The following is a 26,093-nucleotide window of genomic DNA, read 5'->3' as shown; positions in this document are numbered from 1 at the left end:
GCCGGAGGTCGCGGCATCGCAGCGGGCCCGGACGGCGGGAGGGGCACGTGTCGTACGCCGTGCGCACTCGGTCCGGTCCTCGCACGCTACGCAGCGGCCCCGGAGCCGGACAACCCCTACCGACCCGGGCGTCCGGCGGTGCCCGGGCCGCCCTACGGGTTGGCGTCCCCGGCGGCGCTCCGCCGGGCCGGGACGGTGATCACGGTGACGACGAGCCCGCGCCGGGCGAGCCAGCGGCCGGTGAACGCCGTCACCGGGCGGCCGTCGCGGCCGGTGCCCGGGCGCAGCACACGGGCCCGGAAGGAACCCTGGCGCAGGCCCTCGGCGGCGCTGACGGCGGGTCCCCCCGCGGGTTCCCCCGCGAGCCCGACCGCGCCGGCGCCCGCCGGGCCCTCGGCGTCCGTGCGGAAGGAGATGTCGGCGTCATCGAAGTCCAGCTCGGTGCCCACCAGTGGGTACCAGGTCTTGTACACGGCCTCCTTGGCGCTGAACAGCAGCCGGTCCCGGCACAGCCGGCCCGCCCCCGTCACCGGCGTACGGGCCCAGGCCAGTTCCCGGGGCAGGGCGATCGAGTCCAGCACCCCCCGGGGCAGCGGCCGGTCCGGCTCGGCGTCGATGCCGATCGCCACCAGGTCGGTGTCCCGGGCGAGGACGGCGGCCGCGTAGCCGGCGCAGTGGGTCATGCTGCCGACCACCCCGGTCGGCCACTGCGGCACGTTCCGCTTGCCCGGCAGGACCGGTGCCGGCGGGAGCCCGAGCGCGTCCAGCGCGCGGCGGGCGCAGCCCCGTACGGTGGTGAACTCCTCGCGGCGGCGGTCCGTCGAGGTGGCGACCAGGGCCGCCTCCTCGGGGTAGAGCACGGCCGCGCCGTCCGGTCCGAAGGCCTCGCCCGCGGCCACCCCTTCGGGCAGCAGGGTCTCTATCACGCCGTGTCCTCTCCACCGGTGTAGGGGAGGATCTGCCGCAGCAGACCCTTGGGGTGGCCGCGCCGGCGCCACTCGCGCGGGTAGCCGATCGACACCTCCTCGAAGCGCACCCCGTCGTACCAGGTGGTCCGGGGGATGTGCAGGTGCCCGTAGACCACGGCGGCCGTACGGAACCTGCGGTGCCAGTCGGCGGTGAGCACGGTGCCGCACCACTGCGCGAACTCCGGGTGCCACAGCACGTCCGTGGGCTCGCGGACCAGCGGGAAGTGGTTGACGAGGACCAGCGGCAGCGACGGGTCGTGCTCCTCCAGCCGGCGCAGGGTCAGCGCGACCCGCTCCCGGCACCAGGCGTCCCGGCTCGGGTGCGGGTCGGGGTGCAGCAGGTACTCGTCGGTGCAGACGACCCCCGCCTCGTGCGCCCGCGCCAGCGACTCCTCCTTGGTCCGCGTCCCCGCCACCCGGAAGGTGTAGTCGTACAGCAGGAACAGCGGGGCGACCGCCACCGGGCCGCCGGGGCCCCGCCACACCGGCCAGGGGTCCTCGGGGGTGACCACGCCCAGCGTGCGGCACAGGTCCACCAGGTGCGCGTAGCGCTTCTCGCCGCGGGCCTGGACCGTGTCCTCGCGCGGGGTCCACAGCTCGTGGTTGCCCGGAGCCCACACCACCTTGGCGAACCGCCCCGACAGCAGGCGCAACGCCCACTCGATGTCCTCGGTGAGCTCGCCGACGTCACCTGCGACGATCAGCCAGTCGTCCGGGTGGGCGGGGCGCAGGGACTCGGTGATGGGCCGGTTGTCGGCCATCCCGATGTGCAGGTCGCTGACCGCGAGCAGCCGGGGTCCGGGGGCGGGCATGGATCCGCCCGCGCCGCCGGTCCGGGCGGCGGGGTCAGGCAGTGTGTGCGACATCGGATTCCCAACTGACGGGCAGGTCTTGCCGGCGCGTGATGTTGATCTTGCGGTAGACGCGGGTCAGGTGCTGTTCCACGGTGCTGACGGTGATGAACAGCTTCGCCCCGATCTCCCGGTTCGTGTAGCCGTGGGCGGCCAGCGAGGCCACCCGCCGCTCGGCGTCCGTCAGGGCGGACGCCGTGCTCGGCCGCGTCGTCCGCACGGCGGCGCCCGGCACCGGCGCGGGCATCGCCCGCGGCAGCGTGATGCCGGTCTCGGACGGCTCCGTCCGGGGTCGCGGCGCGCCCTCCCGGGAGCCCCGCACCTCGGCGATCCGCCAGGCACGGCGGGTGCAGCTCCTGCCCTGCGCCGCGTCGCCGAGCCGCTCGTACGCCGTGCCGAGATCGGTCAGCGTACGGGCCAGCTCGTGCGCGTCGCCCTCCTCCTGGAGCAGGGTCACGGCCCGGTCCAGCAGCGCGGGCCGGTCGGCCAGCGGCCGGGCGGCCGCCAGGACGCGCAGGGCCAGGCCGCGCACGCGGGGTCCGGCCCCCCGGGCGAGCTGCTCCCGGGCGAAGCGTTCCGCCTGGTCGCGGGCGCCGAGGGCGAGCGAGGCCTCCGCGACCCCGATGCGCCAGGGCACCAGCCCCTCGCGGTCCATGTTCCACTCGCGCATCAGCCGTCCGCAGGCCATGAAGTCCGTCAGCGCCGCGTGGTGTCGCCCGGTGGCGAGCCGGTGCCCTCCACGCGCGTAGAGGTAGTGGAGTCCGTAGCGCGTCAGCAGCATCTTCTCGGGTACCGGATGGTCCAGCAGGGCCGCCGCCGCCTCGTGGTCGCCCATTGCGGTCCGCGCCTCGATGAGGGCGGACAGCGGCATGCCGATGCCCACGCCCCAGGCGTGCGGGGTGAGTTGTTCCAGCGCCTGCTCGGCCAGCAGCCGCGCCTGGGCCGGCTCGCCGCGGCGCAGCGCCATGTGCGCGCGCATCGCCTGCATGACGGCGGTCCAGCCGGGGGCGTCGTGCGCGGCGGCCTCGTCCAGCAGCCGGTCCGTCCACAGCGCCGCCTCGCCCAGCCGTTCCGTATACAACAGGGCCAGCAGGCAGGCCCGGATCGTGAAGTGGGTCTCGTCCGTGAGCCGGATCCCGGCCAGGATCCGCTCGGCGGCGAGGGCGGACTCCTCGTCCAGGGCGGCCCGCTCCCGGTGGCCCGGGGCCGCGGTGCCCGCGCTCAGCACCCCGTGCAGCACCCGGATGCCGGCCATGGCCCCGTCCTCCGCGGTGTGCCGTGCGGCCGCGCCGCCGTCCGGGCCCAGCGCGCCGTCCAGCAGGCCGAGCAGCGTGGGGTACGTCGAGGCCAACAGTATTCGTACGTGCGACAGTTGCGCGGTCGTCGTGGGGTCCGGCGGCTGCGGCATGCCGTCGAGGGCGTGCTGGATCGCGCTCGCCGCATCGTCGATCCAGCCGTTCCACAGCAGACCGCCGACCAGCCGCAGCGAGTCGCCGACCGGCAGCGTCCCCTGGCGCAGTGCGGCGTTGAGCGGCTGAAGTTCCTGTGCCCAGGCGGACGGCTTCGTCCGCCAGATGAATTTGGCCATGTCGGCCCGGAGCTGAAAGCGCTCTCTTTCGTCGTGGGAGCACTCCTCGGCCAGCCGCAGGCAGCGCACCGCGAACTCGACCCGCTGGGAGGCCAGCGCCGTGTGCGCGGCGGCCGCGAGGACGCCCGGCACCCAGTCCTCGTCGGGCAGGCCCGGCTCCTGGCCCAGCAGGTGCGCGGCGACCACCATCGGCGCCGCTCCGGCCTCGTACGACAGCCTCGCCGCCCGCCGGCGCAGTACGGCCACGGCGTCGTCGGCGAGGCTCTCCAGCACCGCCCTCCGTACCGCGCCGTGCCGGAAGCGCTCGCCCTGGAGGATGCCCGTGCCGTCGAGGGCGTCCACCACCTCCGCCACCGTCCGCTCGTCGGTCTCCACGAGGCGGGCCAGCAGCGGGCGCGGCGTCGCGCCGCCGAGCAGCGCGACGCCCTGGGCGACCCGCAGGCCCTCGGACCCGGTCCGGTGCACGCAGATCAGCGCGTTCTGCACGAACTGTTCGCCCGCGGGGAACGATCCGTCGACCGCCTCCCCGGCACGCAGGCGGGGTACGCGGTCGTCCAGCAGGCTGTGGACCAGCAGCGGGTTGCCGCCGGTGGCCGTGTGCAGGGACGCGGCGGCCCGGGCGGTGCGCGAGGAGCCGGGCGCGGCGCCCGCCGGCAGCGGGCTCTCCCCGGTCCGGTGGGCGAGGAGTTCCTCCACTCCCCGCGCGCTCAGCGGGCCCAGCCGCAGGTGCGGCCCTTCCGCCTGGCGGAGCAGCTCGTCGAGGACGCGCGGGGCCGGGGAGCCCGCGTCGGGGCCGCGCGTGACGACCAGTGCGGGGCCGCCCGCCGTCGAGCGGGCCCGCCCCAGGGTGTAGAGCAGGCAGTGCAGGGACTGGGGGTCGGCGTACTGCACGTCGTCGATGGCGATCAGTACCGGCCCGCGCGCCACGAGGCCGGCGAGCCGGGCGTGGAAGGCCATGAGGGTCTGCGCGGGGACGAGTTCGCCGTTGCCCGCGGACCCGTGGAGCGGGAGGGGCCCGGCTGTGTCGGCGGTGTCCCGCAGCAGTTCCTCCACCACGCCGAAGGGGATGTGCTGTTCGGAGGCGGAGGTCACGGCGCTCAGGATCCGGACACCGCTGTCGGCGGTCAGTTCCAGGACCCGGTGCAGCAGGGCGGTCTTGCCCGCCGCGACGGGCCCGCTGACCACGGCCGTCCGGCCCGGTCTGACGGGGTCGTCGGGAGCGTTGCGGCGCGCGGCTGCGTGTCCGGCGGAGTACGTGGCGGTGTGGGTCCGGGCGACGCCGGTCACCCAGGCGGTCAGCTTGGCGATCTGTTCATCCCGCTCGACCAACATGGCTGTGGAAGCCTCCCCCTGGGATTCGGAGCGACACATCTCGGTCCTGTCGCATGGCATGGCTATTCCGTGGAGGCCGCACGAGGAGGACGGTGCCCGAGGAGCGCATGGAATTCTGCGCTCACCGTTGGTCAAACGGCAGGCCGGTTCTTCCCGTTCGGCAGGTCCCGATCGAACTCTAGCAACTTTCGATGGCTTCTTGAGCGACCGCCGATCGGGCTTCCACTTTCAATGAAACGCAGTCTGGGCCCGGTTGGTTCGCGGAATCGACATGTTCTTCTCGGGGGCACGTTCGATAACCTTCCGGAAACCTCAAGGGAACCTCAAATGGTGCCTATTCGGCCTCTTCTGCTCTAGGGGTGGCCGCACGCAGATTAGGGGTCGGAGGAGGTGGAGGTCCTGTGACGGTGACTCGTTTAATGGCGGGGCGCGGGCCTTCTGCGGTCCGCGGGAAGCGATGAGCCGCCCGCCTCGCGGGGCCGGGGTGGAGAGGGCACATGACGACGAACCTCACCGGGAAAGTGACCGAGCTGCACGATCTGCGCGAGCGGGCGCGGCGCGGGCCGAGTGACCGGGCGACCGAAGCGCAGCACGCCAAGGGCAAGCTGACCGCGCGTGAGCGCATCGCGCTCCTGCTCGACGAGGGTTCCTTCAAGGAGGTCGAGCAGCTCCGCAGGCACCGGGCCACCGGCTTCGGCCTGGAGGCCAAGAAGCCCTACACCGACGGTGTCATCACCGGCTGGGGCACCGTCGAGGGCCGTACGGTCTTCGTCTACGCGCACGACTTCCGGATCTTCGGCGGCGCGCTGGGCGAGGCCCACGCCACGAAGATCCACAAGATCATGGACATGGCCATCGCGGCCGGTGCCCCGCTGGTCTCCCTCAACGACGGCGCGGGCGCCCGCATCCAGGAGGGCGTCTCGGCGCTCGCCGGGTACGGCGGCATCTTCCAGCGCAACACCAAGGCCTCGGGCGTCATCCCGCAGATCTCGGTCATGCTCGGCCCCTGCGCCGGCGGCGCCGCGTACTCCCCGGCGCTCACGGACTTCGTCTTCATGGTCCGCGACACCTCGCAGATGTTCATCACCGGCCCGGACGTGGTCCGCGCGGTGACCGGCGAGGAGATCACCCAGAACGGCCTCGGCGGCGCGGACGTGCACGCCGAGACCTCGGGCGTTGCGCACTTCGCGTACGACGACGAGGAGACCTGCATCTCCGAGGTCCGCTACCTCATCACGATGCTCCCCTCCAACAACCGCGAGAACCCGCCGCACTTCGCGGCCACCGACCCGGCCGACCGCAGGTCGGAGGCCCTCCTCACGCTCGTGCCCGTGGACGGCAACCGCCCGTACGACATGCTCAAGGTGATCGAGGAGCTCGTCGACGACGGCGACGTCCTGGAGATCCACGAGCGCTGGGCCCGCAACATCATCTGCGCCCTCGCGCGGCTGGACGGCCAGGTCGTCGGCATCGTCGCCAACCAGCCCGGCCACCTCGCCGGCGTCCTGGACATCCACGCCTCCGAGAAGGCCGCGCGGTTCGTCCAGCTCTGCGACGCCTTCAACATCCCGATCGTCACACTGCTGGACGTCCCCGGCTTCCTGCCGGGCGTCGACCAGGAGCACGGCGGCATCATCCGCCACGGCGCCAAGCTGCTGTACGCGTACTGCAACGCCACCGTGCCGCGGATCTCGCTGATCCTGCGCAAGGCCTACGGCGGCGCGTACATCGTCATGGACTCCCAGTCCATCGGCGCCGACCTCACCTACGCCTGGCCGACCAACGAGATCGCCGTCATGGGCGCCGAGGGCGCGGCCAACGTCATCTTCCGCAAGCAGATCGCGGACGCCGAGGACCCCGAGGCGATGCGCGCCCGGATGGTCAAGGAATACAAGGCCGAGCTGATGCACCCGTACTACGCGGCCGAGCGCGGCCTCGTGGACGACGTCATCGACCCCGCCGAGACCCGCGAGGTGCTCGTGAGCGCCCTCGCGATGCTCCGCACGAAGCACGCCGATCTGCCGTCCCGCAAGCACGGCAACCCGCCGCAGTAACGAGCGCGGACCGGGCGCGCGCCCGGCGCCCCCGCTCCTCCCTCCCCCCACCTGGCCCGGTGACCGGGCGCCAGGCCGCCGTACCCGGAAAGGCACAGACCGCACCATGACCGCCCAGCCCAACGGACCGACCCCGCCGCTGCCGCCGACCGAGACCGACCGGACGCTGCACTTCGCCGGTCAGGCCACGTTCGGCCGCATCCCCCGCATCGACCAGGTGGAGAAGGCGGACATCGCCGTGGTCGGCGTCCCGTTCGACGGCGGTGTCAGCTACCGGCCCGGAGCCCGGTTCGGCGGCAACGCCATCCGCGAGGCCTCCCGCACCCTGCGCCCCTACAACCCGGCACAGGACGTCTACCCCTTCCACTACAGCCAGGTCGCCGACGCCGGTGACATCAGCGCCAACCCGTTCGACGCGAACGAGGCGGTGGAGACGATCGAGGCCGCCGCCGACGAGCTGCTGGCCGGCGGTTCCCGGCTGATGACGCTCGGCGGCGACCACACCATCGCGCTGCCGCTGCTGCGTTCGGTGGCCAAGAAGCACGGGCCGGTCGCCGTCCTGCACTTCGACGCCCACCTGGACACCTGGGACGAGTACTTCGGCCAGCAGTACACCCACGGGATGCCCTTCCGCCGGGCCGTGGAGGAGGGCGTCATCGACACCTCCGCCCTCTGCCACGTGGGCACGCGTGGCCCGATCTACGGCAAGAAGGACCTCGACGACGACGCCAAGCTCGGCTTCGGCATCGTGACCTCGGCGGACGTCATGCGGCGCGGGGTGGACGAGATCGCCCAGCAGCTGCGCGAGCGGGTCGGCGACCGTCCGCTGTACATCTCCATCGACATCGACGTCCTGGACCCCGCGCACGCCCCCGGCACCGGGACCCCGGAGGCCGGCGGTATGACCTCCCGCGAGCTGCTGGAGATCCTGCGCGGCCTCGCCGACTGCCACCTGGTCTCCGCCGACATCGTGGAGGTCGCGCCGGCGTACGACCACGCCGGGATTACCTCGGTCGCCGCGTCGCACGCCGCGTACGAGCTCATCACGATCATGTCGAAGCAGATAGCTCCGGTCCGCTGGGGAATGTCGAAGTAAAGGCGGGAAGAGCGGCCGGTGCATCATGCGCCGGCCGCTGCCTTGTGTTCTTCGCTTTCGCCTGGACAAAAGCGGGATATCCGAGGGTGCCGGAATTGTTGAAGCGCATACGGCATCGCACCCCGGAGGGTGTGGGAGTCCCAGAAATATCCCACTCCGGGGCGCGCCACATCATTGTGTTCATAGAGTTCACGGGAGGCGTGCGCGGGCGCCGGGGCGGCGCGGCATCAAGTTAGGAAACTTTACTTACAGAGTCAAGCGGGTGCGTGCCGGACCGGAGGCCTGTTCACCCGTCCGTCATCTCGTGGATGACGGACGGACGGGGCCGGGGGTGGGGTTCGTCCCCCCGCCGTGCTTTGCTGGGGCCATGATCGATGATTTTTCGGCCCAGGACCTGTCCGCAGTCGAGGAGGCCGTCCGCGAGGCGGTGGCGGTGGAGATCATGCCGAGGTTCCGGCAGCTCGCCGCGCACGAGGTCGACCAGAAGAGCGGCCCGCACGACCTGGTGACCATCGCCGACCGGCTCGCCGAGGAACACCTGACTGCCTCGCTGACGAAGCTGCTGCCCGGCTCGGCCGTGGTCGGCGAGGAAGCAGTGCACGCCGACCCCCACGTGTACGGCGCCCTGCGCGGCGACGCGCCCGTCTGGATCGTCGATCCCGTCGACGGGACGCGGCAGTTCGTGAACGGTGATCCCGCCTTCTGCACCCTGGTCGCGCTGGCCCACCACGGCGAGATACTCGCCTCCTGGACCTTCGCCCCGGCGCTCGACGAGCTGGCCACCGCCGTCCGCGGGGAAGGTGCGTACGTCAACGGCGAGCGGATCCACGCCGGTTCGCCGCGACCCGGGGAGGCGCTGCGGGTGGCGATGGCCCACCCCCTCTACACCTCCGAGGAGGACAAGTGGACCCTGGCCCGGCTCGACGTGCCCGGCGTCGCCGCCCGGCCCTGCGGCTCGGCCGGCCTGGAGTACCTGAAGGTGGCCCGGGGCGAGATGGACGGCCTGGCGTTCACCTGGCCCTCGGCCTGGGACCACGCGGCCGGGCTGCTGCTGGTCGCCGAGGCGGGCGGCGCCCAGTCCACCGTCGACGGCGTCCCCTTCCGGGTGGACCGGGACAACGCCCTGCCCTTCGCGGTGGGGCGCGACGAGGCCACCGCCGTACGGATCCGCGAGCTGCTGCGGGGCGCGTAGCCACCCGGCCGGGCAGAACCCGTATGGACGGGCGGAATATCCTGGCAGCGCAGGCCGCCGCCGGACGAAGGAGCTGTCAGTGCCGTCGATTCTCGACGCAGTCGTGGTGGGGGCGGGGCCCAACGGCCTGACGGCCGCGGTCGAACTGGCCCGCCGGGGCTGCTCCGTTGCCGTGTTCGAGGCGGCGGACGGCATCGGGGGCGGTGCCCGCACCGAGGAGCTCACCCTCCCCGGCTTCCGTCACGACCCCTGTTCGGCGGTGCACGCGCTGGGCGCCGGTTCCCCCGTCTTCGCGACGATGCCGCTGGGGCGCTACGGGCTGGAGTGGCTGCACCCCCCGCTGCCCATGGCGCACCCCTTCGACGACGGAACGGCCGCCGTGCTCTCCCGCTCCGTCGCCGAGACCGCGGCCTCCCTGGGGCCCCGCGACGCGGGCGCGTACCGCCGTCTCGTCCAGCCCTACCTCGGCAAATGGGACACCCTCGCCCGGGACTTCATGTCCCTGCCCAGCACCGCCCTGCCCCGGGACCCGCTGACCCTGGCCCGCTTCGGCCTGGCCGGCCTGCCGCCCTCCACCTGGCTGCTGCGCCGCTTCCGCGACGACCGTGGGCGGGCCCTGTTCGCCGGGCTCGTGGCGCACGTCATCGCCCCGCTGAACGGGATCGGGACCGGCGCGGTCGCCCTGGTCTTCGCGCTGGCCGCGCACGCGGGCGGCTGGCCGATGGCGCGCGGCGGCTCGCAGTCGATCTCCGACGCGCTCGCCGGGTACCTGGCGGACCTCGGCGGCAGCGTGCACACCGGCTTCGAGGTCAAGCGGCTCGACGACCTGCCGCCGGCCCGCGCGTACGTCTTCGACACCTCGCCGACCGCCCTGGCCCGGATCGCCCGCCTGGGCCGCGCGTACGACGGCTACCGCTACGGCGCCTCCGCGTTCAAGATCGACTACGCCCTCGACGGCCCGGTGCCCTGGACCGCCGAGGCCCCCCGCCGGGCCGGCACCGTACAGGTCGGCCCCGGCAGCCGGGACATCGACGCCGCCCTCCAGCTGGTCGCGGGGGGCCGGGCACCCCGCAGCCCCTTCCTCATCACCGCCCAGCCCAGCCTGGTCGACCCCGGCCGGGCCCCGAGCGGCAAGCACGTCTTCTGGGCCTACGGGCACGTCCCCGCGGGCTGGGACGGCGACCTCACCGACGCCGTCGAGCGGCAGCTGGAGCGTTTCGCCCCGGGCTTCCGCGACCTGGTGCTGGCCCGCGCCACGGCCGGACCGCCGCAGCTCGCCGCCCGCAACCCCAACTACGTCGGCGGGGACATCGCCTGCGGCGCCGCCTCCGGCCTCCAGCTCCTGCTCCGGCCGAAGCCCACCCTGTTCCCGTACGCCACGGCCCACCCGGCCGTCTTCCTCTGTTCCTCGGCGACCCCGCCGGGCCCGGGCGTCCACGGGATGTCCGGCCACAACGCCGCCAAAGCGGTCTGGCGGCACCTGCGAAAGGCCTCGTGATGGTGCGCATCACCCTCGTCCAGGGGGACATCACCGCCGAGGAGGCGGACGCGGTCGTCAACGCCGCGAACTCCTCGCTGCTCGGCGGCGGGGGAGTCGACGGCGCCATCCACCGGCGCGGCGGCCCGGAGATCCTCGCCGCCTGCGAGGACCTGCGGCGCTCCCACTACGGCAAGGGCCTGCCGACCGGCCGCGCGGTCGCCACCACGGCGGGCCGCCTCCCGGCGGAGCACGTCATCCACACCGTCGGCCCGGTCTGGTCGCGGGACGAGGACCGCTCGGAACTGCTGGCCTCCTGCTACCGGGAGTCGCTGCGGGTCGCCGACGAGCTGGGCGCGCGTACGGTCGCGTTCCCCGCGATCTCCACCGGGATCTACGGCTGGCCGATGGACGACGGGGCCCGGATCGCGGTGGAGACCGTCCGGGCGGCCCGGACCCGGGTGGAGGAGGTCCGCTTCGTGCTCTTCGACGCGAAGGCCCACGCCGCCTTCGCGGCGGCGGTCGCGGCGGCGCCGTAGGCCCGGCCGCCGCCCGTCAGAGGCGGCGCGCCGAGCTGCCCGGGGTGGGACGGGGGTAGGTGCGGGACTGCTTCACGCTGCCGTACGCGAAGCTCGACTCGATCGAGGCGATCCCCGGGATGGCGTGGATCCGGTGGCGCACCAGGGACTCGTACGCCTCCAGGTCCTCGATGACCACCCGCAACAGGTAGTCGCTGCTGCCCGCCATCAGGTAGCAGTCCTGGATGTGCTCGATGACGGCGACGTGCTCCTCGAAGAGGCGGACCGCATCCGCGGTGTGCCGCTCCAGGCGGATGCGGACGAAGACGGTGATCGGCAGCCCGAAGGCGACCTGGTCGACCATGGCCGTGTAGCCGCGGATCAGGCCCGCCTCCTCCAGCCGCCGGACGCGGCGCAGACAGGGCGAGGGGGAGAGCCGCACCCGGTCGGCGAGGTCCTGGTTCGACAGCCGGCCGTCGGCCTGCAATTCCCGGATGATCTGCAGATCGACCGCGTCCATGGCCACTTTCCGGCGCTCCTCGGCTGTTCTTCGCCACTCCTTGGCAGATTCTGCCCCAAACGTATGTCCGAGCGGCAGAACTGGCAATCGGCTGCCCCGCCCCAGGCCCTAGCGTTGCCAGGGAGCGGACCGGACCGGTCCGTGTAGCAGAGGCTGGAGTCACTTCCCTTGGTCGCGACGAACACCACCCGAGCGGCCGAGCCTCCCCACACGGTGAGCGCGCCGGCCGGACACCCCGGCCGGCTCGGTCTCTCCCCCCAGGCCCGGGGCATGGCGGCGCTGCTGGTCACGGTGGCCATCTGGGCCGCCTTCGCCCTCAGCGCCCGCGCCCTGAGCGCCTCCACACTGCGCCCCGCCGACGCGGCGCTGCTGCGCTTCGGGGTCCCGCTGCTCGTCCTGGCGCCCGCCCTGTGGCGTCGGCGCCGGCGCATCGCCGCCGTGCGGCCGGGCGCGGCCGCCAAGATCATCTGCGGGGCCGGGGTGCCCTTCTTCCTGGCCGCCATGCACGGCGGTGCCCTCACCTCCGCGGCCTTCGTCGGCTCGATCGTCCCCGGGATGGTCCCGCTCTTCGTCGCCGCCCTGATGGCCGCCCGCGGCCGCGGCCTGCCCCGGGGGACCCAGATCGCCGGGCTCGCGCTGATCGCGCTCGGTGTGGCCGCCCTCGTCTGGCGCTACGTGGTCCCGGTCGACGCCGACGTCCTGGAGGGCGCCGGCACCCTGCTGGTGGCCAGCGGCCTGTGGGCCCTGTACACGGTGGGCCTGCGCGACGTGGACCTCGATCCCGTCGGCTCGATCGGGCTCCTGTGCCTGCCCTCCTTCGCGGTGATCGGGCTGCTGGTGCTGACCGGGGTGCTCCCGACCGGCCTCGCCCACGCGGCACGCGGCGACATCGCGCTGTTCCTCGTGGTGCAGGGGATCGGCGTCGGACTGTGCGCCGGCCTGCTCTACGCCTTCGCCATCCGCCGGCTCGGCGCGGAGCGCAGCTCCGTCGTCGGCAGCCTCAGCCCCGTGGCCGTCGTCCTCCTCGCCATCCCGCTGCTCGGCGAGTCCCCGACCACCGCCGTGCTGATCGGCGTCCCCCTGATCACCGTCGGCGTCGTGCTCGCCAACCGCCGTTCCGCCGGTGCCCGTTCCGCCACCGCCCGCCCCCGCCCCCGCCCCGAGGTCCCCGCAGATGCTTGAGCTCCTCCCGCCGCCGCCCACCGACCCGCTGTGGGACCTGACGTACGAGTTCGGCTCCGACGAGCGCGCCGAGCGGCTCAACCTGGTCCTCGGCGTCTACCGCGACCCCTCCGGCCGCACCCCCGTCATGGCCGCCGTGCGGGAGGCCGAGATCCGCCTCGCGGAGCGCTCGGAGTCCAAGGAGTACCGGGGGCTCTCCGGCAACGCCGCCTTCAACCGCGCCCTGCTCGCCATGGTGCTGGGGCCCGGCGCGGAAGCCGACCGGGCCGCGGCCGTCCAGACCGTCGCCGGCTCCGGCGCGCTGCGGCTGCTGGCCGACCTGATCTGCCGGACCCGCCCGGGGACCACGGTGTGGATCAGCGACCCGGCGTACGTGAACCACCGGCCGATCCTGGAGGCCGCCGGGCTCCGGGTGCGCACGTACGGCTGGTGCGACGACGAGGGCGGCTTCGACTCCGCGGGCGTCCTCGCGGATCTGGCGCGGGCGGGGCGCGACGACGTGGTCCTGCTCCAGGGGTGCTGCCACAACCCCACCGGGGCCGACCCCTCCCGCGAGGACTGGGCGGCGCTGGCCGAACTGGCGGTGCGCCACGGCTGGGTGCCGTTCGTCGACCTCGCCTACCACGGGCTCGGCGACGGCCTGGAGGCCGACCTGTGGGCCACGCGCCACCTGGCCGCGCGGGTCCCGGAGATGCTGATCGCCGTGAGCTGCTCGAAGAATTTCGGCCTCTACAGCGACCGCACCGGCTGCGCCATCGTCCTCGGCGCGTCGGACCGTTCGGTGCGGCACGCCGAGACGGCCCTGCAGAACGCCGCCCGCACCCTGTACTCGATGCCGCCCGAGCACGGGGCCGCCGTCGTGACGACCGTCCTGGAGGACGAGGGCCTGACGGCGCTGTGGCGGGCCGAACTGGACGCCATGCGGGGCCGGATCGAGGCCAACCGGTCCGAGCTGACCGCCCTGCTGGGCGCCCACGGCCACGAGGGGCCGGCCCGGTCGCTCGCGCGCCAGCGGGGCATGTTCTCGATGCTGCCGCTCACCTCGCAGGAGATGCTCCGGCTGCGCAGGGAGCACGCGATCTACGGAACCACCGCCGGCCGGATCAACATCGCGGGCATTCCGGCCGACCGGATCCCGTGTCTCGCGCGCGGCATAGCGGCGGTCCTCGGCACGCGCTGAGGGTCTCCGCACCGCGCCACCACCGCGATCCGGCCGCAGTTCACAGGGGCTGCGGCCGGATTGCCGGGGGGAATGGCCGGATAGAACGTACGTCGAACAGCCGGGAGTTGGGCGTGTGGCATCATGGCCGCGTTGTCCGACCGCTGGGTTCGCCGGAGGACTGAGGGATGAAGTTACCTGGCACCGGCTTACCGGCGTCGGAGGACAGGCGGCTCAGGCGCCGCCTCAAGAAGGTCCGTCATACGTGTGAAGCCCTGCTCGCGGAGTGGGGCATGGAACACGGCTGCGGAATCGACGAACTCCTGCACCGTCTCAGCGAGCGCCGCCAACGCCCCATCCATTTGCTGGCCACGCCCTTCCCCGAACGGCACTTGTTCGGAATCTGGCTGAAAATGGATGACTTCGACGTCATCGTGTTCGAGCAGGCGGCAACGCCTTCGCACAAAGAACACATCATCGCGCACGAACTCGCCCACATCGCCTTCGACCACAGCGGCTCGGTGCGACTCGACCGCGACGACCCGGCCGATCCGAGCCTGCTCCTGCCCGACGTCGAGCCCGAAGCCGTGCGGAGCATGCTCATGCGCTCCCGCTACAGCGACGACGAGGAGCAGGAGGCCGAGACCATGGCCTCCCTGATCCTGGCCCGCGCCGCCAAGCGCTGGACGGAACCGGCCTGGGGTGTCCCGGACGAGGCCGCGGAGATCGTGGCCCGCATCGAGAGCGGACTCGGCCGACCCGACCAGGGGCCCGCGTGATCTACACGATCCTCGCGTGGGTCTGCGCCTTCGTGGGCCTCGCGGCCTTCGGCTACCGCCTCCCCGACCTGCTGCGCCGCCGGCGCGACGTCGCCCTGTGGGCCCTGTGCACCTACTTCCTCTGCTCCGGGATCAGCTTCCTCGTCGACCTGGACCAGCTGCGGCTGCACATCTCCGGCTTCTTCGGACTGCCGAACATCACCTCCCTGATCACCCAGGCGGCGGTGGTCGTGCTCACCGCGGCCCAACAGGTCGTCCTCGTCTACTGGTCGGCGCCGCCCGCCGAGGCCCCGCGCATGGCGCGCCGCCGCGTACTCGTCTTCGGCGCGGCCCTCACCGTGCTGGTGGTCTCCTCCTTCGTCGTCGGCCCCGTGGCCCACTCGGAGACCGCCACCTCCACGATCCTGCTCAGCATCCAGCACGGCGGATACGCCCTCTACATGTCGTTCTACCTGCTGGTGTGCGCCGTCGGGCAGTTCGAGACGGTACGGCTGTCGCTGCGCTTCACCGGGATGGTCAACCGCCAGTGGCTCAAGGTCGGCATGCGCACGGTCACCGTCGGCGCCAGCCTGATCCTGGTCTACTGCGTCACCCGGGGCATCCAGATCGCGGGCACGCGCCTGGGCTTCGACGCGGCCGCCCTCGACCCCATCCAGTGGACCAGCGGCAGCGTCGGCGCCCTGCTGCAGATCGCCGGCTGGACCATTCCCTCCTGGGGCATCCGCATCACGCGCGCCCGCGGCTGGATCCGCAGCTACCGCTCGTACCTGCGGCTGCGGCCCCTGTGGTGGGCGCTGTACCAGGCGTCGCCCGACATCGCCCTCGACCCGCCGCGGTCCTGGCTGGGCGACCTGGTCCCGCCCCGCGACCCCCAGTACAGCCTCTACCGGCGGGTGATCGAGATACGGGACGGTCAGCTGATCCTGCGCACCGCGCTCTCGATGGCCGAGTTCTCCCGCGTCGCGCGCTCACTGGACCTCCCCGAGGACCCCACCTCCCCGCTGGGTGAGGCCCTCCAGGTGCGCGCCGTCCTGAGCCGTCCCGCCGAGGAACGCGCCGAGCGGGCGGAGCGGGCCGACGCCGAGTCCGACATCCCGGCACGGCCGCCCTACGAGGACTTCCGCGACGAGGTGGAATGGCTGACCAGGGTCGCCGACTCCTTCAACGCCCTCGGCCAGAGCCGTCCCGGTCCGGTCGGCGCCGGCCTGCTGTCATGACGCCGCCCGCCGTGTCCGCGGCCGTGGCCCTGGCGGCCGTCCGGCGCCTCGTGGCCCTCGACACCGAGCGGGGGGCGAGCGCCGCCCTGCCCGCCGTACGGGAGACCGTGCGGCGCGTCCCGGAGCTGTCGGCCGCCCCCGGCGCCCTGCGCGACGGGGACGCCGACCGGCTCGCGGCCCTCGCCGAACTGTCCGGGGTGATCGGCTGGATCCTCTTCGACGCCGGCCGCTACCGCCCGGCCCACCGGATGAACGCGCGGGCGCTCGCCCTCGCCCGGCTGTGCGGCGACCGCTGGACGGCGCGGCTGGTCCTGCTCAACGACAGCATGCTCACGACCCACACGGGCCACCCGCGCGCCGCACTGCTGAGCGCGGACCGGGTGTGCGGGCCCCGCCCGCTGCCCGCCCGCGTCGCCGCCCTGGTCCTGGTCCGCCGGGCGCACGCGACGGCCCTGCTCGGCGCGCGCACCGAGGCGCTGGAGCTGATCGCACGCGCCCGGAGCCGGTTCCTGGACGGCGTCTCGCGCCGCGACCCGCACTGGGCCTGGTGGATCGACGAGGCAGAGCTGCTCGGTCACCACGGCTGGGTCCAGGCCAGACTGCGGCGCTGGGACCGGGCCATCCCCCTGCTGCACCAGGCGGCCACCGCCCCCGGACCCGCGTACCGGCACCTGTTCACGGCGGAGCTGCTCTCCGCCCTGGCGGGGGCCGGGGCCTGGCGGGAGGCCGAGGACCTGATCGCGCAGGTGGCCCCGCGCGCGGCGGGCATCGGGTCGGTCCGCACGACCGAGACCCTCGGCCGGACGGCGGCGGGCCTGCGCGGGTGCGCGGGCGCGCCGGGCGGCGTACGGGACGCGGCGGACTTCCTGCTGGAGTCGCTGCCGGCCTGAGCCCCCGGCCGGGCCGGGGGAGCACCCCGGCCGGACCCGGCCCGGCCGGACCGGCCCCGACGCGACCCGATCCCACCTGCCCCGACCCGATCCCACCTGACCCGATCCGATCCGACACGACCGGGCACGACCCGATCCGACACGACAGACAGGACGACGACATGCGATCCATCCGGATCTCGACGCCCGCGGCCGCCTTCCTGGCGGCGGCGGCCCTCCTCTTCGCACTGGGCGGCCCCGCCTCGGAGGCCGCCTTCGGTACGCACGAGGCCTCGGCGGCGAGCGAGCAGAACGTCGCCGAGGAGGGCAGCCCGTACATCTCGACGCACCTCTACTTCGGCACCGGCCGCCACAACGGCAACCCGCCCATCACCGAAGAGGAGTTCATGAAGTTCGTCGCCGACGTGATCACCCCGCGCTTCCCCTCCGGGCTCACCCTCCAGGAGGCCCGGGGACAGTGGCGGGACAAGGAGGGCGACATCAACCGCGAGAGATCGTACGAGCTGACCGTGATGTACCCGGTGCGCGAGGCCCACGCCCGCAACGCCGACATCGAGTACATCCGGGGCCTGTACTGCAAGACCTGGGAGCTGGAGTCGGTCGGCCGCGCCGACGTGCGCGCGCAGGTGGACTTCTGACCGGCCGGCCGGCCGGCTGACCGGAGCCGCGCGGAGCGTGGCGGGACGGCCCGGTACGGGCGGCGCGGAACCGGCGGGCCGGCCCCGGCGGTTCCCTCCGTCCCCCGGATCCCGCCCCGCACGCCCCGGCATGCGCGGGGTCTGATCGGGGTCGGCGTGGAGGCGTGAGGACGGCCGCGGGCTCCCCGCGCAGCGCCGAGCTCCGGCTGGCCGTCGCCATGCGGGGCGGGGCGGCCTCGCCGTCTGGATGGGCGGGGCCTGCTGTGAGATGGCCCGGCTGCGTGCGGCGGCGCCCGGCCCCGCCGAGGGGCCACCGTGCCCCGGGAGCCCCGGCACGGCCGTCTACCGGGGCGTGCTCGAACGCTGCGGCTACCGGGACGTGGACATCGACGTCGCTCCCGGCCCACGTCCCGCTCTGCGCCTTCGCCATGACCGCCCTCGGGGCGGCCGTCGCGCGGCTGCGGCCCCGGTGGCCGCTGCCCGCCGTGCTCGCCGCCGGGGCGGTGGCCCTGGCCCTGCCGCCCCTGGTCCTGGCCCTGGGCCGCGCCGGCCCTGTACCCCGTCCTCCTGTGGATCACCTTCGTCCTGCCCTGGCTCTCTCCGGACGCAGCGCCCCGGGCAGAACCCTCGGATAGGGTGAATCGGTAGGAATCGGACCCCCCGGGGTGAGGTCGGTGCATTGGACACGTACCAGTCGACGAGCGAGGTGCCCGATCCGCCGACGGCGGCCGTCGGGTACGCGGGCGTACTGCGCGAGCTGCTGCCGATCGCCCTGTGGCGGGAGGACGCGGACGGCCGCGTCGTCGAGTGGTCGCTGGCCGCCCAGGACCTGCTCGGCCACCGCCCCGAGGACATCCTCGGCCGGCCCGGCAACGCCGTCCTCGTACCGGAGGCCAACCGCGAACTCGCCCGGGAACTGACCCGCCGGGTCCAGGCCGGGGAGACCGTCGTCGGCACCCTGCCCGTGCGCCACCGTGACGGCCACCGGGTGACGATGGAGATGTGGATCGTGCCCGCAGCCGACCCGCAGGGCCGTACGGGTGCCATGCTCATCGCCGTCGAGACCTCCGAGGTCCTGCACATGCGGGACTCCCTCGCCGCCCTGCAGAGCCTGTTCACCCAGTCGCCGATCGGCCTCGCCACCCTCGGCACCGACCTGCGCTTCCTGCGCGTCAACGACGCCCTCGCCCGGATGAACGGCGCCTCCGCCGCCGAGCACCTCGGCAGACGCCTCACCGAGGTCGTGCCCGGGGTCAACGCCGTCGCCCTGGAGGCCACCATGCGCCGGGTGCTGGAGTCCGGCACCGCCGTCGTCGACGTCCGCCGCACCGGCCGCACCCCCGCCGACCCCGACCACGACCACACCTGGTCCTGCTCCTACGCCCCGCTGCTCGACGGCTCCGGCCGCCCCCTCGGCGTGATCGCCTCCCTCATCGACATCACCGAGGGCCAGCGGGCCCAGCTGGAGGCCGAACGCGCCCGCTCCCGCTTCGCCCGCCTCGCCGAGGCCGGCACCCGCATCGGCACCACCCTGGACCTGCGCCAGACCGCCCAGGAGATCGTCGACCTGCTGGTGCCGGAGCTCGCCGACTCGGCCGACGTACAGCTCCTCGAATCGGTGCTCGAACCGGACGAGGCCGGCGCCTCCACCCAGGGGCTCCTGCGCAGGCTCGCGGCGGTCTTCCCCGACCCCTTCGCGCCGACCGCCCGGCTCAAGCCCGGCCAGACCTTCCGGATCCCGGCTGGCACGGCGTACGAACGGGTCATCGAGGACGGCATCCCGATGAACCTCTACAGCGCCGACGTCCCCGCCCTGATCACCGACCCCCGGGCCGGCGAGCTGCGCTCCTACCTCGCCTCCCTGGGCTGCGCCCGCATGGTCCCCCTGGTCGCCCGCGGCAAGGTCCTCGGCGCCGTCGCCGTGACCCGGCTGCGCGGACGCGAGCCCTTCGACGAACAGGACTGCGTCCTCGTCGACGAACTCGTCGCCCGCGCCGCCCTCAACATCGACAACGCCCGCATGTACACCACCCAGCGCAGGGCCGCCCTGACCCTCCAGCGCAGCCTCACCAACAGCGCCCTGCCCGAGGTCCCCGGCCTGGAACTCACCGGCCGCTACCTGCCCGCCAGCGACCACGACGTGGGCGGGGACTGGTTCGACGTCATCCAGCTGCCCGGCGGCCGCACCGGCCTGGTCATCGGCGACGTGATGGGCCACGGCATCCACGCAGCCGCCGTCATGGGCCAGCTGCGCACCGCCGTGCGCACCCTCGCCCGCCACGACGTGCCGCCCGACCGGATGCTCCGCTCCCTGGACGCCGCCGTCGCGGACCTCGGCGAGGACGAGATGGCCACCTGCGTGTACGCCGTCCACGACCCGGCGGCAGGCGGCTGCGTCATGGCCCGCGCCGGCCACCCGCCGCCCGCCGTGGCGGCCGCCGACGGCACCGTCTCCTTCCTCCAGGGCCCGCCCGGGACCCCGCTGGGCACCGGCGGCCGCAACTTTCCCCTCCAGGAGGTCCCGCTGCCCCCGGGGACGCTGCTCGCCCTCTACACCGACGGGCTGATCGAAGCCCGCGACCGGGACCTCGACGAGGGCATGGAACGGCTCGCGCGGGCGCTGCGGGGGGCCGCACAGCCCCTGGAGGCGCTGTGCGAGGGCATTCTGGCCGGGCTGCTGCCCGCGGCGCCCCAGGACGACGTGGCGGTGCTGCTGGCCCGCCCCCGCCCGCTCTGAGGCGACCCGCCCGCCCCCGGCCCCCGCCCCCCGTCACCAGGCCAGGTCCTCCAGCGCGTCCAGGTCCAGCGCCCCCGGCAGCGCCGCCCCGCCGCCGTCCGACGGGGACAGCTCCGCCCAGATGACCTTGCCGCGCTCCGCGTACCGGGTGCCCCACCGGTCGGCGTACTGGGCGACCAGGAACAGCCCGCGCCCGCCCTCGTCGGTGGTGGCCGCGTACCGCAGGTGCGGGGAGGTGCTGCTGCCGTCGGACACCTCGCAGATCAGGTTGCGGTCCCGCAGCAGCCGGACCCGGATCGGCTCGTTCCCGTACCGGATGGCATTGGTGATCAGCTCGCTGAGCACCAGCTCGGCCGGGAAGGAGACCTCCTCCATCCCCCACGCCGCCAGCTGCTCCGAGGCCTCCCGGCGCACCCGCGAGACGGCCACCGGGTCGCCGGGTACCTCCCACTCCGCGATCCGGCCGTGATCCAGCCGCCGGGTGTCGGCGATCAGCAGCGCGATGTCGTCGCTCGGCGCCGGGAACAGCAGCGCCGCCAGGACGTCCGCGCAGGCCTGCTCGGGGCTGCGGCCCGGCTGCGCCAGGGTCTCCCGGAGCACGGCCAGACCGGTGTCGAAGTCCCGGTCGCGGTCCTCCAGCAGCCCGTCGGTGAACAGCACCAGCCGGCTCCCCTCGGGCAGCACCAGCTCCGTCGTCTCGAAGGGCATGCCGCCCACCCCGAGGGGCAGCCCGGCCGGCAGCTCGGGGAACTCCACCCGCCCGTCCGCGTGCACCAGGGCGGGCCCGGGGTGGCCGGCGCTGGCGATGGTGCACCGCCCGGAGACCGGGTCGTAGACCGCGTAGAGGCAGGTGGCGCCGGTGATCCCGGCGGTCTCCTCCACCTCCGGGCCGTCGTCCGCGCCCCGGTCCACGCCGTCGCCCGCGGCCGGCTTGCCGTTCTCCAGCTGGTCGATCCGGTCGATCAGCTCGTCCAGGTGGCCCAGCAGCTCGTCGGGCGGGATGTCGAGGGTGGAGAAGTTGTGCACGGCGGTCCGCAGCCGGCCCATCGTGGCCGCGGCGTGCACCCCGTGCCCCACCACGTCGCCCACCACCAGCGCCACCCGGGCCCCCGGCAGCGGGATCACGTCGAACCAGTCCCCGCCCACCCCCGCCTTCGCGGGCAGGTACCGGAAGGCCACGTCCACCGCGCTCAGGTCCGGCAGCACCCGGGGCAGCAGACTGCGCTGGAGGGTCACCGCGGTGGCGTGCTCGCGGGTGAAGCGGCGGGCGTTGTCGATGGACACGGCGGCCCGCGCCCCCAGCTCCTCGGCGAAGGACAGGTCCTCCTCGTCGAAGGCCTCGGGCGTGTCGGCGGCCCGCCAGAAGTTGGCCATGCCGAGGACCACACCCCGGGCCTGGAGCGGTACGGAGATCAGCGAGTGGAGTCCGTAGTCGAGGGCGATCCGGGTCCCGGCGGCATCCTGCGCCCGCCAGCCCATGGCGGCGTGCAGATCGGCGGCGAGCACCGCGTGCCCGGCGTCCAGGGCCGCCGCCATCGGGGCGGTCGGCACCACGAAGCGGATGACGTCCCCGACCGGCTGGAGCGGCTGGTCGGTGCGGACGCCGCTCATGGCCGCGCGCCGCATCTCGGTGTGCACCCCGGAGGCCGCGGAGGGCTCGTCCCCGCGCAGCACCGGCTCCAGCAGCTCGACGGTGACGAAGTCGGCGAAGCGCGGCACGGCCACCTCCGACAGCTCCTCGGCCGTGCGCACCACGTCCAGGGTGGTCCCGATGCGCACCCCGGCGTCGTAGAGCAGCTGGAGCCGCTGCCGGGCCACCTCGGCGCGCCCGGAGAGCGCCGAGAGCTCGGTGGTGTCGCGCAGGGTCATGACGCTGCCGGAGGGGCGCCCGCCGGAGGGCTGGGTGGGCCGTACGTTGACGGCCAGGAGCCGGTCGCCCGCCAGGTGGACCTCGTCGGTGGCGACCCGGCCGGAGACCAGCAGTTCGGTGGTGCGCGGATCGAGGCCGAGGTCGGCCACGTGCCGCCGTTCGGCGTCGGGGGGCAGGTCCAGCAGCCGCCGGGCCTCGTCGTTGGCCAGCAGCAGCCGGTGGTCGGCGTCGACGATGAGCACGCCCTCGCGCACCGCGTGCAGCACCGCCTCGTGGTGCTCGTTCATCCGGGCCATGTCGGCCGCGCCCAGGCCCCGGGTCTGGCGCCGCAGCCGCCGGCTGACCAGCGCGGCGCCCGCGGTCCCCAGGAGCAGGGCCCCGGCGGCCGAGCCGAGCAGCAGCGGCAGCTGCCCGCTCAGGGCCTGGCCGACGTTGCGCACCTCGATGCCGGTGGCGACCAGTCCGACGACCTTCCCCTGCGCGTCGCGTACGGGGACCACGGCGCGGACGGCGTCGCTGGGCTGGCCCGAGAACACCTCCGTGAACGACTGTCCGGCCGCCGCGCGGGAGAGGTCGCCCGTGGCGCGCTTGCCGATCAGCTCGGGCCGGGAGTCGGTGTAGCGGACGCCGTCCTTGGTCATGACGGCGACGAAGTCGAGGCCGGAGCCCCGGCGGGCGCCCTCCGCCAGGGGCTCCAGCGAGGTCGTCGGGTCGGCGGAGGCGAGGGCGGCGGGCAGGCCGGGGGCGTGGGCGAAGGCCTCGGCGGCGGCCAGGGAGCGGTTGCGGGCGTCCTGCCGGCTGTCGTAGCGGGCCTGGAAGACCAGGGCGAGCGTGGCCGCGGTGATCAGCACCAGCACGATGACCGCCTGGAGCGCGAAGACCTCACCGGAGAGGCTGCGGCGGCCCAGGGAACGGCGCGCGGGCAGGCTCTCCGGCCGCGCTTCACCGTCCCGACCCGAACGTCCGGTCATGAGCCATTTCTAACACTGTCGCCGCCCGGGGGTGCGGCGGCGGACGCGGCGGAGGTGGCGGCCGCCGCCGCACGGTAGGCCCGCGGGCTCAGACCGACGTGGGCGCCGAAGTGCTGGCGGAAGGTGACCTCGCTGGCGAACCCGGCCCGCCGGGCCACCTCGGGGACCGGGTGGTCGGTGCGTTCCAGCAGCTTGCGGGCCTCGTCCAGGCGGTGCCGCAGCAGCCACTTGTGGGGCGTGGTGCCGGTGGCGGCGGCGAAGTGCCGGGCGAAGGAGCGGGGCGACATCCCGGCCCACCGGGCCAGGGTGGCCACGTCCAGCGGCTCGTGCAGCCGGCGCAGGGCCCGTTCCCGTACGGCGGCCAGCGCCTCGGCCGTCCGGTCGGCCGACGGGGTGGGCCGGTCCAGGTACTGGGCGTGGTCCCCGGTGCGGAAGGGGCCGGTCACCATCGAGCGGGCGATCGCGGCGGCGGCCTCGGACCCGTGGGCCTCGCGCACCAGGTGCAGGCAGAGGTCGATCCCGGATGCCACCCCGGCGGAGGTCCACAGCCCGTCGTCCTCCACGAACAGCGGTGCCTCCTCGACCAGCACCGCGGGGTAGCGGGCGGCGAGCTGCGGGGCGAGCCACCAGTGGGTCACCGCGCGGCGCCCGTCGAGCAGCCCGGCCTCGGCCAGGACGAAGGCCCCCGCGCACAGGGCGGCCACCGGGACGCCCCGGGCGTGCGCCGCCCGCAGGGCCGCCAGCACCGGCTCGGGCGTCGGGTCGGCGGGCTCGGCCAGCGCCGGTACGACGACCAGGTCGGCGGCGCTGAGCCAGTCGAGGCCCCGGTCGGGGGTGAGGGTGAGCCCGCCGGGCAGCTCGATCGGACCGGTCCGCAGCGCGCAGCGGCGCAGCTCGAAGGGCGGCACCCCGACCCGGGCCCGGTCCGGGCCCCAGACCTCGGTGATGACGGCGAGGTCGAAGCTGCGGATCCCGGGCTGGGCGACGATCGCGACGCGGTGCATGCGGCAACTCTGCCAGAGCCGGGCCCGACAGAACTGCCAGTCTGGCAGGATCCCATCGTTCACGGTCCCCGGAGCCGCTGGGGCGGGCCCCGCCCGGCGGCCACGATGGAGCCATGACCGAGACCGCGATCGAGATCGCCCCCGACAGTGCCCTGATCGTCATCGACGTCCAGAAGGGCTTCGACGACGCCTCCTTCTGGGGCCCGCGCAACAACCCGGCCGCCGAGGAGAACATCGCCGCGCTGATGGACGCCTGGCGGGAGTCGGGCCGCCCCGTCGTCCTCGTGCAGCACGCCTCGCTGCGCACCGGCTCCGTCCTGGCCCCGGACCGGCCCGGGTACGCCCTCAAGGACTTCGTCGAGGAGCGCCGCCACGACGCCCCGCTGATCACCAAGACCGTCAACTCGGCCTTCTACGGGACCCCCGACCTGGCGGCCTGGCTGACCGCCCGGGGCATCGGCCAGCTGGTCGTCGTCGGCATCCAGACCAACATGTGCGTCGAGACCACCGCCCGCATGGCCGGGAACCTCGGCTACGACGTGCTCGTGCCGCTCGACGCCACCCACACCTTCGACCTCGCGGGCCCGGCCGGCCTGTCCCTGACCGCCGACGAGCTGGCCACCGCCACCGCCGTCAACCTCCAGGGCGGCGGCTTCGCCCGGGTCGTGACCACGGCCGGGCTGCTCTCCGCGGCCGGCACCGCGGTCGGCGCGTAGGGCACGCCCGAGGCCCGGCACCCCCCCGTTGAGGGGATGCCGGGCCTCGGGGCCGGGCCGTGCTCCGGGAGGAACTCAGAGCACGTCGGCGGCGATGTTCTCCGCGACCCGCTCCAGCAGGGGACCGGCGTTCGGGATGGACTTGGCCGGGTCGGGCTCCAGGTCCGTCAGCGGGTAGGCCCGGCGGATGCCGGCGCCCTCCAGGGCTGCCTGGGTCAGCAGCAGGCGCCCGCAGACGGCCACGACCGGCTTGCCGGCGGCCCGCGCCGCGGCGGCGACGCCCGCCGGGGCCTTGCCGTGCAGGGTCTGCTCGTCCAGCGAGCCCTCACCGGTGATCACCAGTGTGGCGCGCTCCAGCGCCGGGGCGAAGCCCAGCACCTCCAGCATCAGCTCGATGCCGGGGCGGAACGTGGCGCCGAGCAGCAGCGCGCCGTAGCCGATGCCGCCGGCCCCGCCCGCGCCCGGCAGCACCGCGCACTCGGCGGCCTTCGGGCCGATCGCCTTCTCCAGTACCAGCGCGAAGTGCGCCAGCGCCGCGTCGAGCGTCGCCACGTCCTCGGGCGAGGCGCCCTTCTGCGGGCCGTAGACCGCCGCGCAGCCCTTCGGGCCGGTCAGCGGGTTGTCCACGTCGCTGGCCAGGACGAAGTCCACCTCCGCGAAGCGGGGGTCGATCCCGGACAGGTCCGCGGAGGCCAGGCCGGCCAGCGCGCCGCCGCCCGGACCGACCGGTTCGCCGTTCGCGTCCAGGAACACCGCGCCCAGCGCGGCCAGCATGCCCGCGCCGCCGTCGGTGGTGGCACTGCCGCCCACACCGAAGACGATCGAGCGCGCGCCCGCGTCCAGCGCGGCCTTGAGCAGCTCGCCGGAACCGTACGTGGTCGCCGTCAGCGCCGCGAAGGTGCCCGCGGGCAGCAGCTGGAGGCCGGAGGCCTCCGCCATCTCGACCACCGCCGTGTCCCCGCGCAACGCGAACGCGGCCGTGACCTGGTCGCCGAGGGGGCCGGTGACCCGTACCTCCCGGCGTTCGAACCCGGCCGCGACAGCGGCCGCGACGGTGCCGTCGCCGCCGTCCGCGACGGGGAGGGTCTCGATCTCCACGTCCGGTACGGCCCTGCGGAGCCCCGCCGTCACCCGCTCCGCGACCTGAACGGCCGTGAGCGAACCCTTGAATTTGTCCGCGGCGATGAGCACGCGCGCGGCCTCAGTTACTGCTCCGTCCGTCACCTTGCTAATCCCTTGCTATCGAACAGTGCAGTCGCGCCACCCCGAGCTTATCCGGAGGATCCTCCTATGCCCATGAGTGGCCTGGGCCACATGCGGCGCGCCATGCGCGT

Annotated in this window: 20 protein-coding genes; 13 read left to right on the top strand and 7 right to left on the bottom strand. The window is 74.2% G+C overall.

Annotated features, from left to right (window positions below):
- Nucleotides 1-152 precede the first annotated feature (152 nt).
- Genes SLAV_RS08210 through SLAV_RS08200 form a run of 3 tightly spaced genes read right to left on the bottom strand, consistent with a single transcriptional unit; the run spans nt 153 to nt 4,739 of the window.
- Entirely contained in the window at nt 153-926 is a 774-nt protein-coding gene (locus tag SLAV_RS08210; protein WP_030241566.1) for a 4'-phosphopantetheinyl transferase family protein, read from the bottom strand.
- Entirely contained in the window at nt 923-1,834 is a 912-nt protein-coding gene (locus tag SLAV_RS08205) for a metallophosphoesterase family protein (RefSeq protein WP_051841539.1), read from the bottom strand. The genes SLAV_RS08210 and SLAV_RS08205 overlap by 4 nt, the downstream gene beginning before the upstream one ends.
- The gene (locus SLAV_RS08200) at nt 1,815-4,739 is read right to left on the bottom strand and encodes a helix-turn-helix transcriptional regulator (RefSeq protein ID WP_051841538.1); all 2,925 of its coding nucleotides are present in this window, start codon (nt 4,737-4,739) and stop codon (nt 1,815-1,817) included. Before SLAV_RS08200 ends, SLAV_RS08205 begins: the two co-directional genes overlap by 20 nt.
- Before the next feature lie 497 nt (nt 4,740-5,236).
- Here SLAV_RS08200 and SLAV_RS08195 point away from each other — a divergent pair, with 497 nt between their 5' ends.
- The 5 genes from SLAV_RS08195 (at nt 5,237) to SLAV_RS08175 (ending at nt 11,097) form a co-directional block, all read left to right on the top strand.
- A complete protein-coding gene (locus SLAV_RS08195) occupies nt 5,237-6,793 on the top strand; it encodes an acyl-CoA carboxylase subunit beta (protein WP_100660813.1) in 1,557 nt (518 codons plus the stop codon).
- A gap of 106 nt (nt 6,794-6,899) precedes the next feature.
- Nucleotides 6,900-7,889: an agmatinase gene (gene speB / locus SLAV_RS08190; RefSeq protein ID WP_030235078.1), complete on the top strand. Its 990-nt coding sequence runs from the start codon at nt 6,900-6,902 to the stop codon at nt 7,887-7,889.
- 367 nt (nt 7,890-8,256) lie between these two features.
- Nucleotides 8,257-9,081 (top strand): inositol monophosphatase family protein, encoded by an 825-nt coding sequence (locus tag SLAV_RS08185; RefSeq protein WP_030235076.1) that lies wholly within the window; start codon nt 8,257-8,259, stop codon nt 9,079-9,081.
- A 79-nt stretch (nt 9,082-9,160) separates the two neighbouring features.
- On the top strand, nt 9,161-10,579 hold the full coding sequence (locus SLAV_RS08180; RefSeq protein ID WP_030235073.1) for a phytoene desaturase family protein: 1,419 nt from the start codon (nt 9,161-9,163) through the stop codon (nt 10,577-10,579).
- Nucleotides 10,579-11,097, top strand: a complete 519-nt coding sequence (locus SLAV_RS08175; RefSeq protein WP_030235071.1) for an O-acetyl-ADP-ribose deacetylase — start codon at nt 10,579-10,581, stop codon at nt 11,095-11,097. Before SLAV_RS08180 ends, SLAV_RS08175 begins: the two co-directional genes overlap by 1 nt.
- A gap of 16 nt (nt 11,098-11,113) precedes the next feature.
- Here SLAV_RS08175 and SLAV_RS08170 read toward each other — a convergent pair whose 3' ends face one another.
- The gene (locus SLAV_RS08170) at nt 11,114-11,596 is read right to left on the bottom strand and encodes an Lrp/AsnC family transcriptional regulator (RefSeq protein WP_037687891.1); all 483 of its coding nucleotides are present in this window, start codon (nt 11,594-11,596) and stop codon (nt 11,114-11,116) included.
- Nucleotides 11,597-11,764: 168 nt separating this feature from the next.
- On the opposite strand from SLAV_RS08170, the gene SLAV_RS08165 reads away from it, so the two are divergent.
- The 7 genes from SLAV_RS08165 (at nt 11,765) to SLAV_RS08135 (ending at nt 20,198) form a co-directional block, all read left to right on the top strand.
- Nucleotides 11,765-12,778 carry a DMT family transporter gene (locus SLAV_RS08165; RefSeq protein ID WP_234333752.1) on the top strand — a complete coding sequence of 338 codons (1,014 nt, stop codon included), beginning with the start codon at nt 11,765-11,767 and terminating at the stop codon, nt 12,776-12,778.
- Nucleotides 12,771-13,958, top strand: coding sequence for an aromatic amino acid transaminase (locus SLAV_RS08160; RefSeq protein ID WP_030235063.1), 1,188 nt, complete (start codon nt 12,771-12,773; stop codon nt 13,956-13,958). Before SLAV_RS08165 ends, SLAV_RS08160 begins: the two co-directional genes overlap by 8 nt.
- Before the next feature lie 392 nt (nt 13,959-14,350).
- Nucleotides 14,351-14,716, top strand: a complete 366-nt coding sequence (locus SLAV_RS08155; protein ID WP_051841198.1) for a BTB/POZ domain-containing protein — start codon at nt 14,351-14,353, stop codon at nt 14,714-14,716.
- A complete protein-coding gene (locus SLAV_RS08150) occupies nt 14,713-15,933 on the top strand; it encodes an MAB_1171c family putative transporter (protein WP_030235057.1) in 1,221 nt (406 codons plus the stop codon). The genes SLAV_RS08155 and SLAV_RS08150 overlap by 4 nt, the downstream gene beginning before the upstream one ends.
- Nucleotides 15,852-16,823, top strand: a complete 972-nt coding sequence (locus SLAV_RS08145) for an NsdA family TPR-like regulatory protein (RefSeq protein WP_483027320.1) — start codon at nt 15,852-15,854, stop codon at nt 16,821-16,823. The genes SLAV_RS08150 and SLAV_RS08145 overlap by 82 nt, the downstream gene beginning before the upstream one ends.
- A 161-nt stretch (nt 16,824-16,984) precedes the next feature.
- Nucleotides 16,985-17,461 carry a DUF3574 domain-containing protein gene (locus tag SLAV_RS08140; protein ID WP_051841197.1) on the top strand — a complete coding sequence of 159 codons (477 nt, stop codon included), beginning with the start codon at nt 16,985-16,987 and terminating at the stop codon, nt 17,459-17,461.
- Nucleotides 17,462-18,140: 679 nt separating this feature from the next.
- A complete protein-coding gene (locus SLAV_RS08135; RefSeq protein WP_100660812.1) occupies nt 18,141-20,198 on the top strand; it encodes a SpoIIE family protein phosphatase in 2,058 nt (685 codons plus the stop codon).
- 33 nt (nt 20,199-20,231) lie between these two features.
- On the opposite strand, the gene SLAV_RS08130 is transcribed toward SLAV_RS08135, so the two are convergent.
- Both SLAV_RS08130 and SLAV_RS08125 read right to left on the bottom strand, forming a co-directional pair.
- Nucleotides 20,232-23,039, bottom strand: a complete 2,808-nt coding sequence (locus tag SLAV_RS08130; protein WP_030235048.1) for a SpoIIE family protein phosphatase — start codon at nt 23,037-23,039, stop codon at nt 20,232-20,234.
- Entirely contained in the window at nt 23,036-24,043 is a 1,008-nt protein-coding gene (locus SLAV_RS08125) for a GlxA family transcriptional regulator (RefSeq protein ID WP_030235046.1), read from the bottom strand. The genes SLAV_RS08130 and SLAV_RS08125 overlap by 4 nt, the downstream gene beginning before the upstream one ends.
- A 113-nt stretch (nt 24,044-24,156) precedes the next feature.
- On the opposite strand from SLAV_RS08125, the gene SLAV_RS08120 reads away from it, so the two are divergent.
- On the top strand, nt 24,157-24,759 hold the full coding sequence (locus tag SLAV_RS08120; RefSeq protein ID WP_037687888.1) for a cysteine hydrolase family protein: 603 nt from the start codon (nt 24,157-24,159) through the stop codon (nt 24,757-24,759).
- A 75-nt stretch (nt 24,760-24,834) separates the two neighbouring features.
- Here SLAV_RS08120 and SLAV_RS08115 read toward each other — a convergent pair whose 3' ends face one another.
- On the bottom strand, nt 24,835-25,983 hold the full coding sequence (locus SLAV_RS08115; RefSeq protein WP_030235039.1) for a glycerate kinase: 1,149 nt from the start codon (nt 25,981-25,983) through the stop codon (nt 24,835-24,837).
- Between the last annotated feature and the right edge of the window lie 110 nt (nt 25,984-26,093).

The organism is Streptomyces lavendulae subsp. lavendulae (assembly GCF_002803845.1).
Classification (GTDB): domain Bacteria; phylum Actinomycetota; class Actinomycetes; order Streptomycetales; family Streptomycetaceae; genus Streptomyces; species Streptomyces lavendulae.
This window is presented reverse-complemented; position numbering and strand designations above follow the sequence as displayed.

What these genes read in the sequence shown, in the direction of transcription:
- SLAV_RS08145 (WP_483027320.1), top strand. Translation starts at nt 15,852, where the DNA reads ATGGCTGACCAGGGTCGCCGACTCCTTCAACGCCCTCGGCCAGAGCCG.
- SLAV_RS08160 (WP_030235063.1), top strand. Translation starts at nt 12,771, where the DNA reads ATGCTTGAGCTCCTCCCGCCGCCGCCCACCGACCCGCTGTGGGACCTG.
- SLAV_RS08120 (WP_037687888.1), top strand. Translation starts at nt 24,157, where the DNA reads ATGACCGAGACCGCGATCGAGATCGCCCCCGACAGTGCCCTGATCGTC.
- SLAV_RS08155 (WP_051841198.1), top strand. Translation starts at nt 14,351, where the DNA reads ATGGATGACTTCGACGTCATCGTGTTCGAGCAGGCGGCAACGCCTTCG.
- SLAV_RS08200 (WP_051841538.1), bottom strand. Translation starts at nt 4,739, where the DNA reads ATGTTGGTCGAGCGGGATGAACAGATCGCCAAGCTGACCGCCTGGGTG.
- SLAV_RS08195 (WP_100660813.1), top strand. Translation starts at nt 5,237, where the DNA reads ATGACGACGAACCTCACCGGGAAAGTGACCGAGCTGCACGATCTGCGC.
- SLAV_RS08125 (WP_030235046.1), bottom strand. Translation starts at nt 24,043, where the DNA reads ATGCACCGCGTCGCGATCGTCGCCCAGCCCGGGATCCGCAGCTTCGAC.
- SLAV_RS08185 (WP_030235076.1), top strand. Translation starts at nt 8,257, where the DNA reads ATGATCGATGATTTTTCGGCCCAGGACCTGTCCGCAGTCGAGGAGGCC.
- SLAV_RS08175 (WP_030235071.1), top strand. Translation starts at nt 10,579, where the DNA reads ATGGTGCGCATCACCCTCGTCCAGGGGGACATCACCGCCGAGGAGGCG.
- speB (WP_030235078.1), top strand. Translation starts at nt 6,900, where the DNA reads ATGACCGCCCAGCCCAACGGACCGACCCCGCCGCTGCCGCCGACCGAG.
- SLAV_RS08130 (WP_030235048.1), bottom strand. Translation starts at nt 23,039, where the DNA reads ATGACCGGACGTTCGGGTCGGGACGGTGAAGCGCGGCCGGAGAGCCTG.
- SLAV_RS08140 (WP_051841197.1), top strand. Translation starts at nt 16,985, where the DNA reads ATGCGATCCATCCGGATCTCGACGCCCGCGGCCGCCTTCCTGGCGGCG.
- SLAV_RS08170 (WP_037687891.1), bottom strand. Translation starts at nt 11,596, where the DNA reads ATGGACGCGGTCGATCTGCAGATCATCCGGGAATTGCAGGCCGACGGC.
- SLAV_RS08205 (WP_051841539.1), bottom strand. Translation starts at nt 1,834, where the DNA reads ATGTCGCACACACTGCCTGACCCCGCCGCCCGGACCGGCGGCGCGGGC.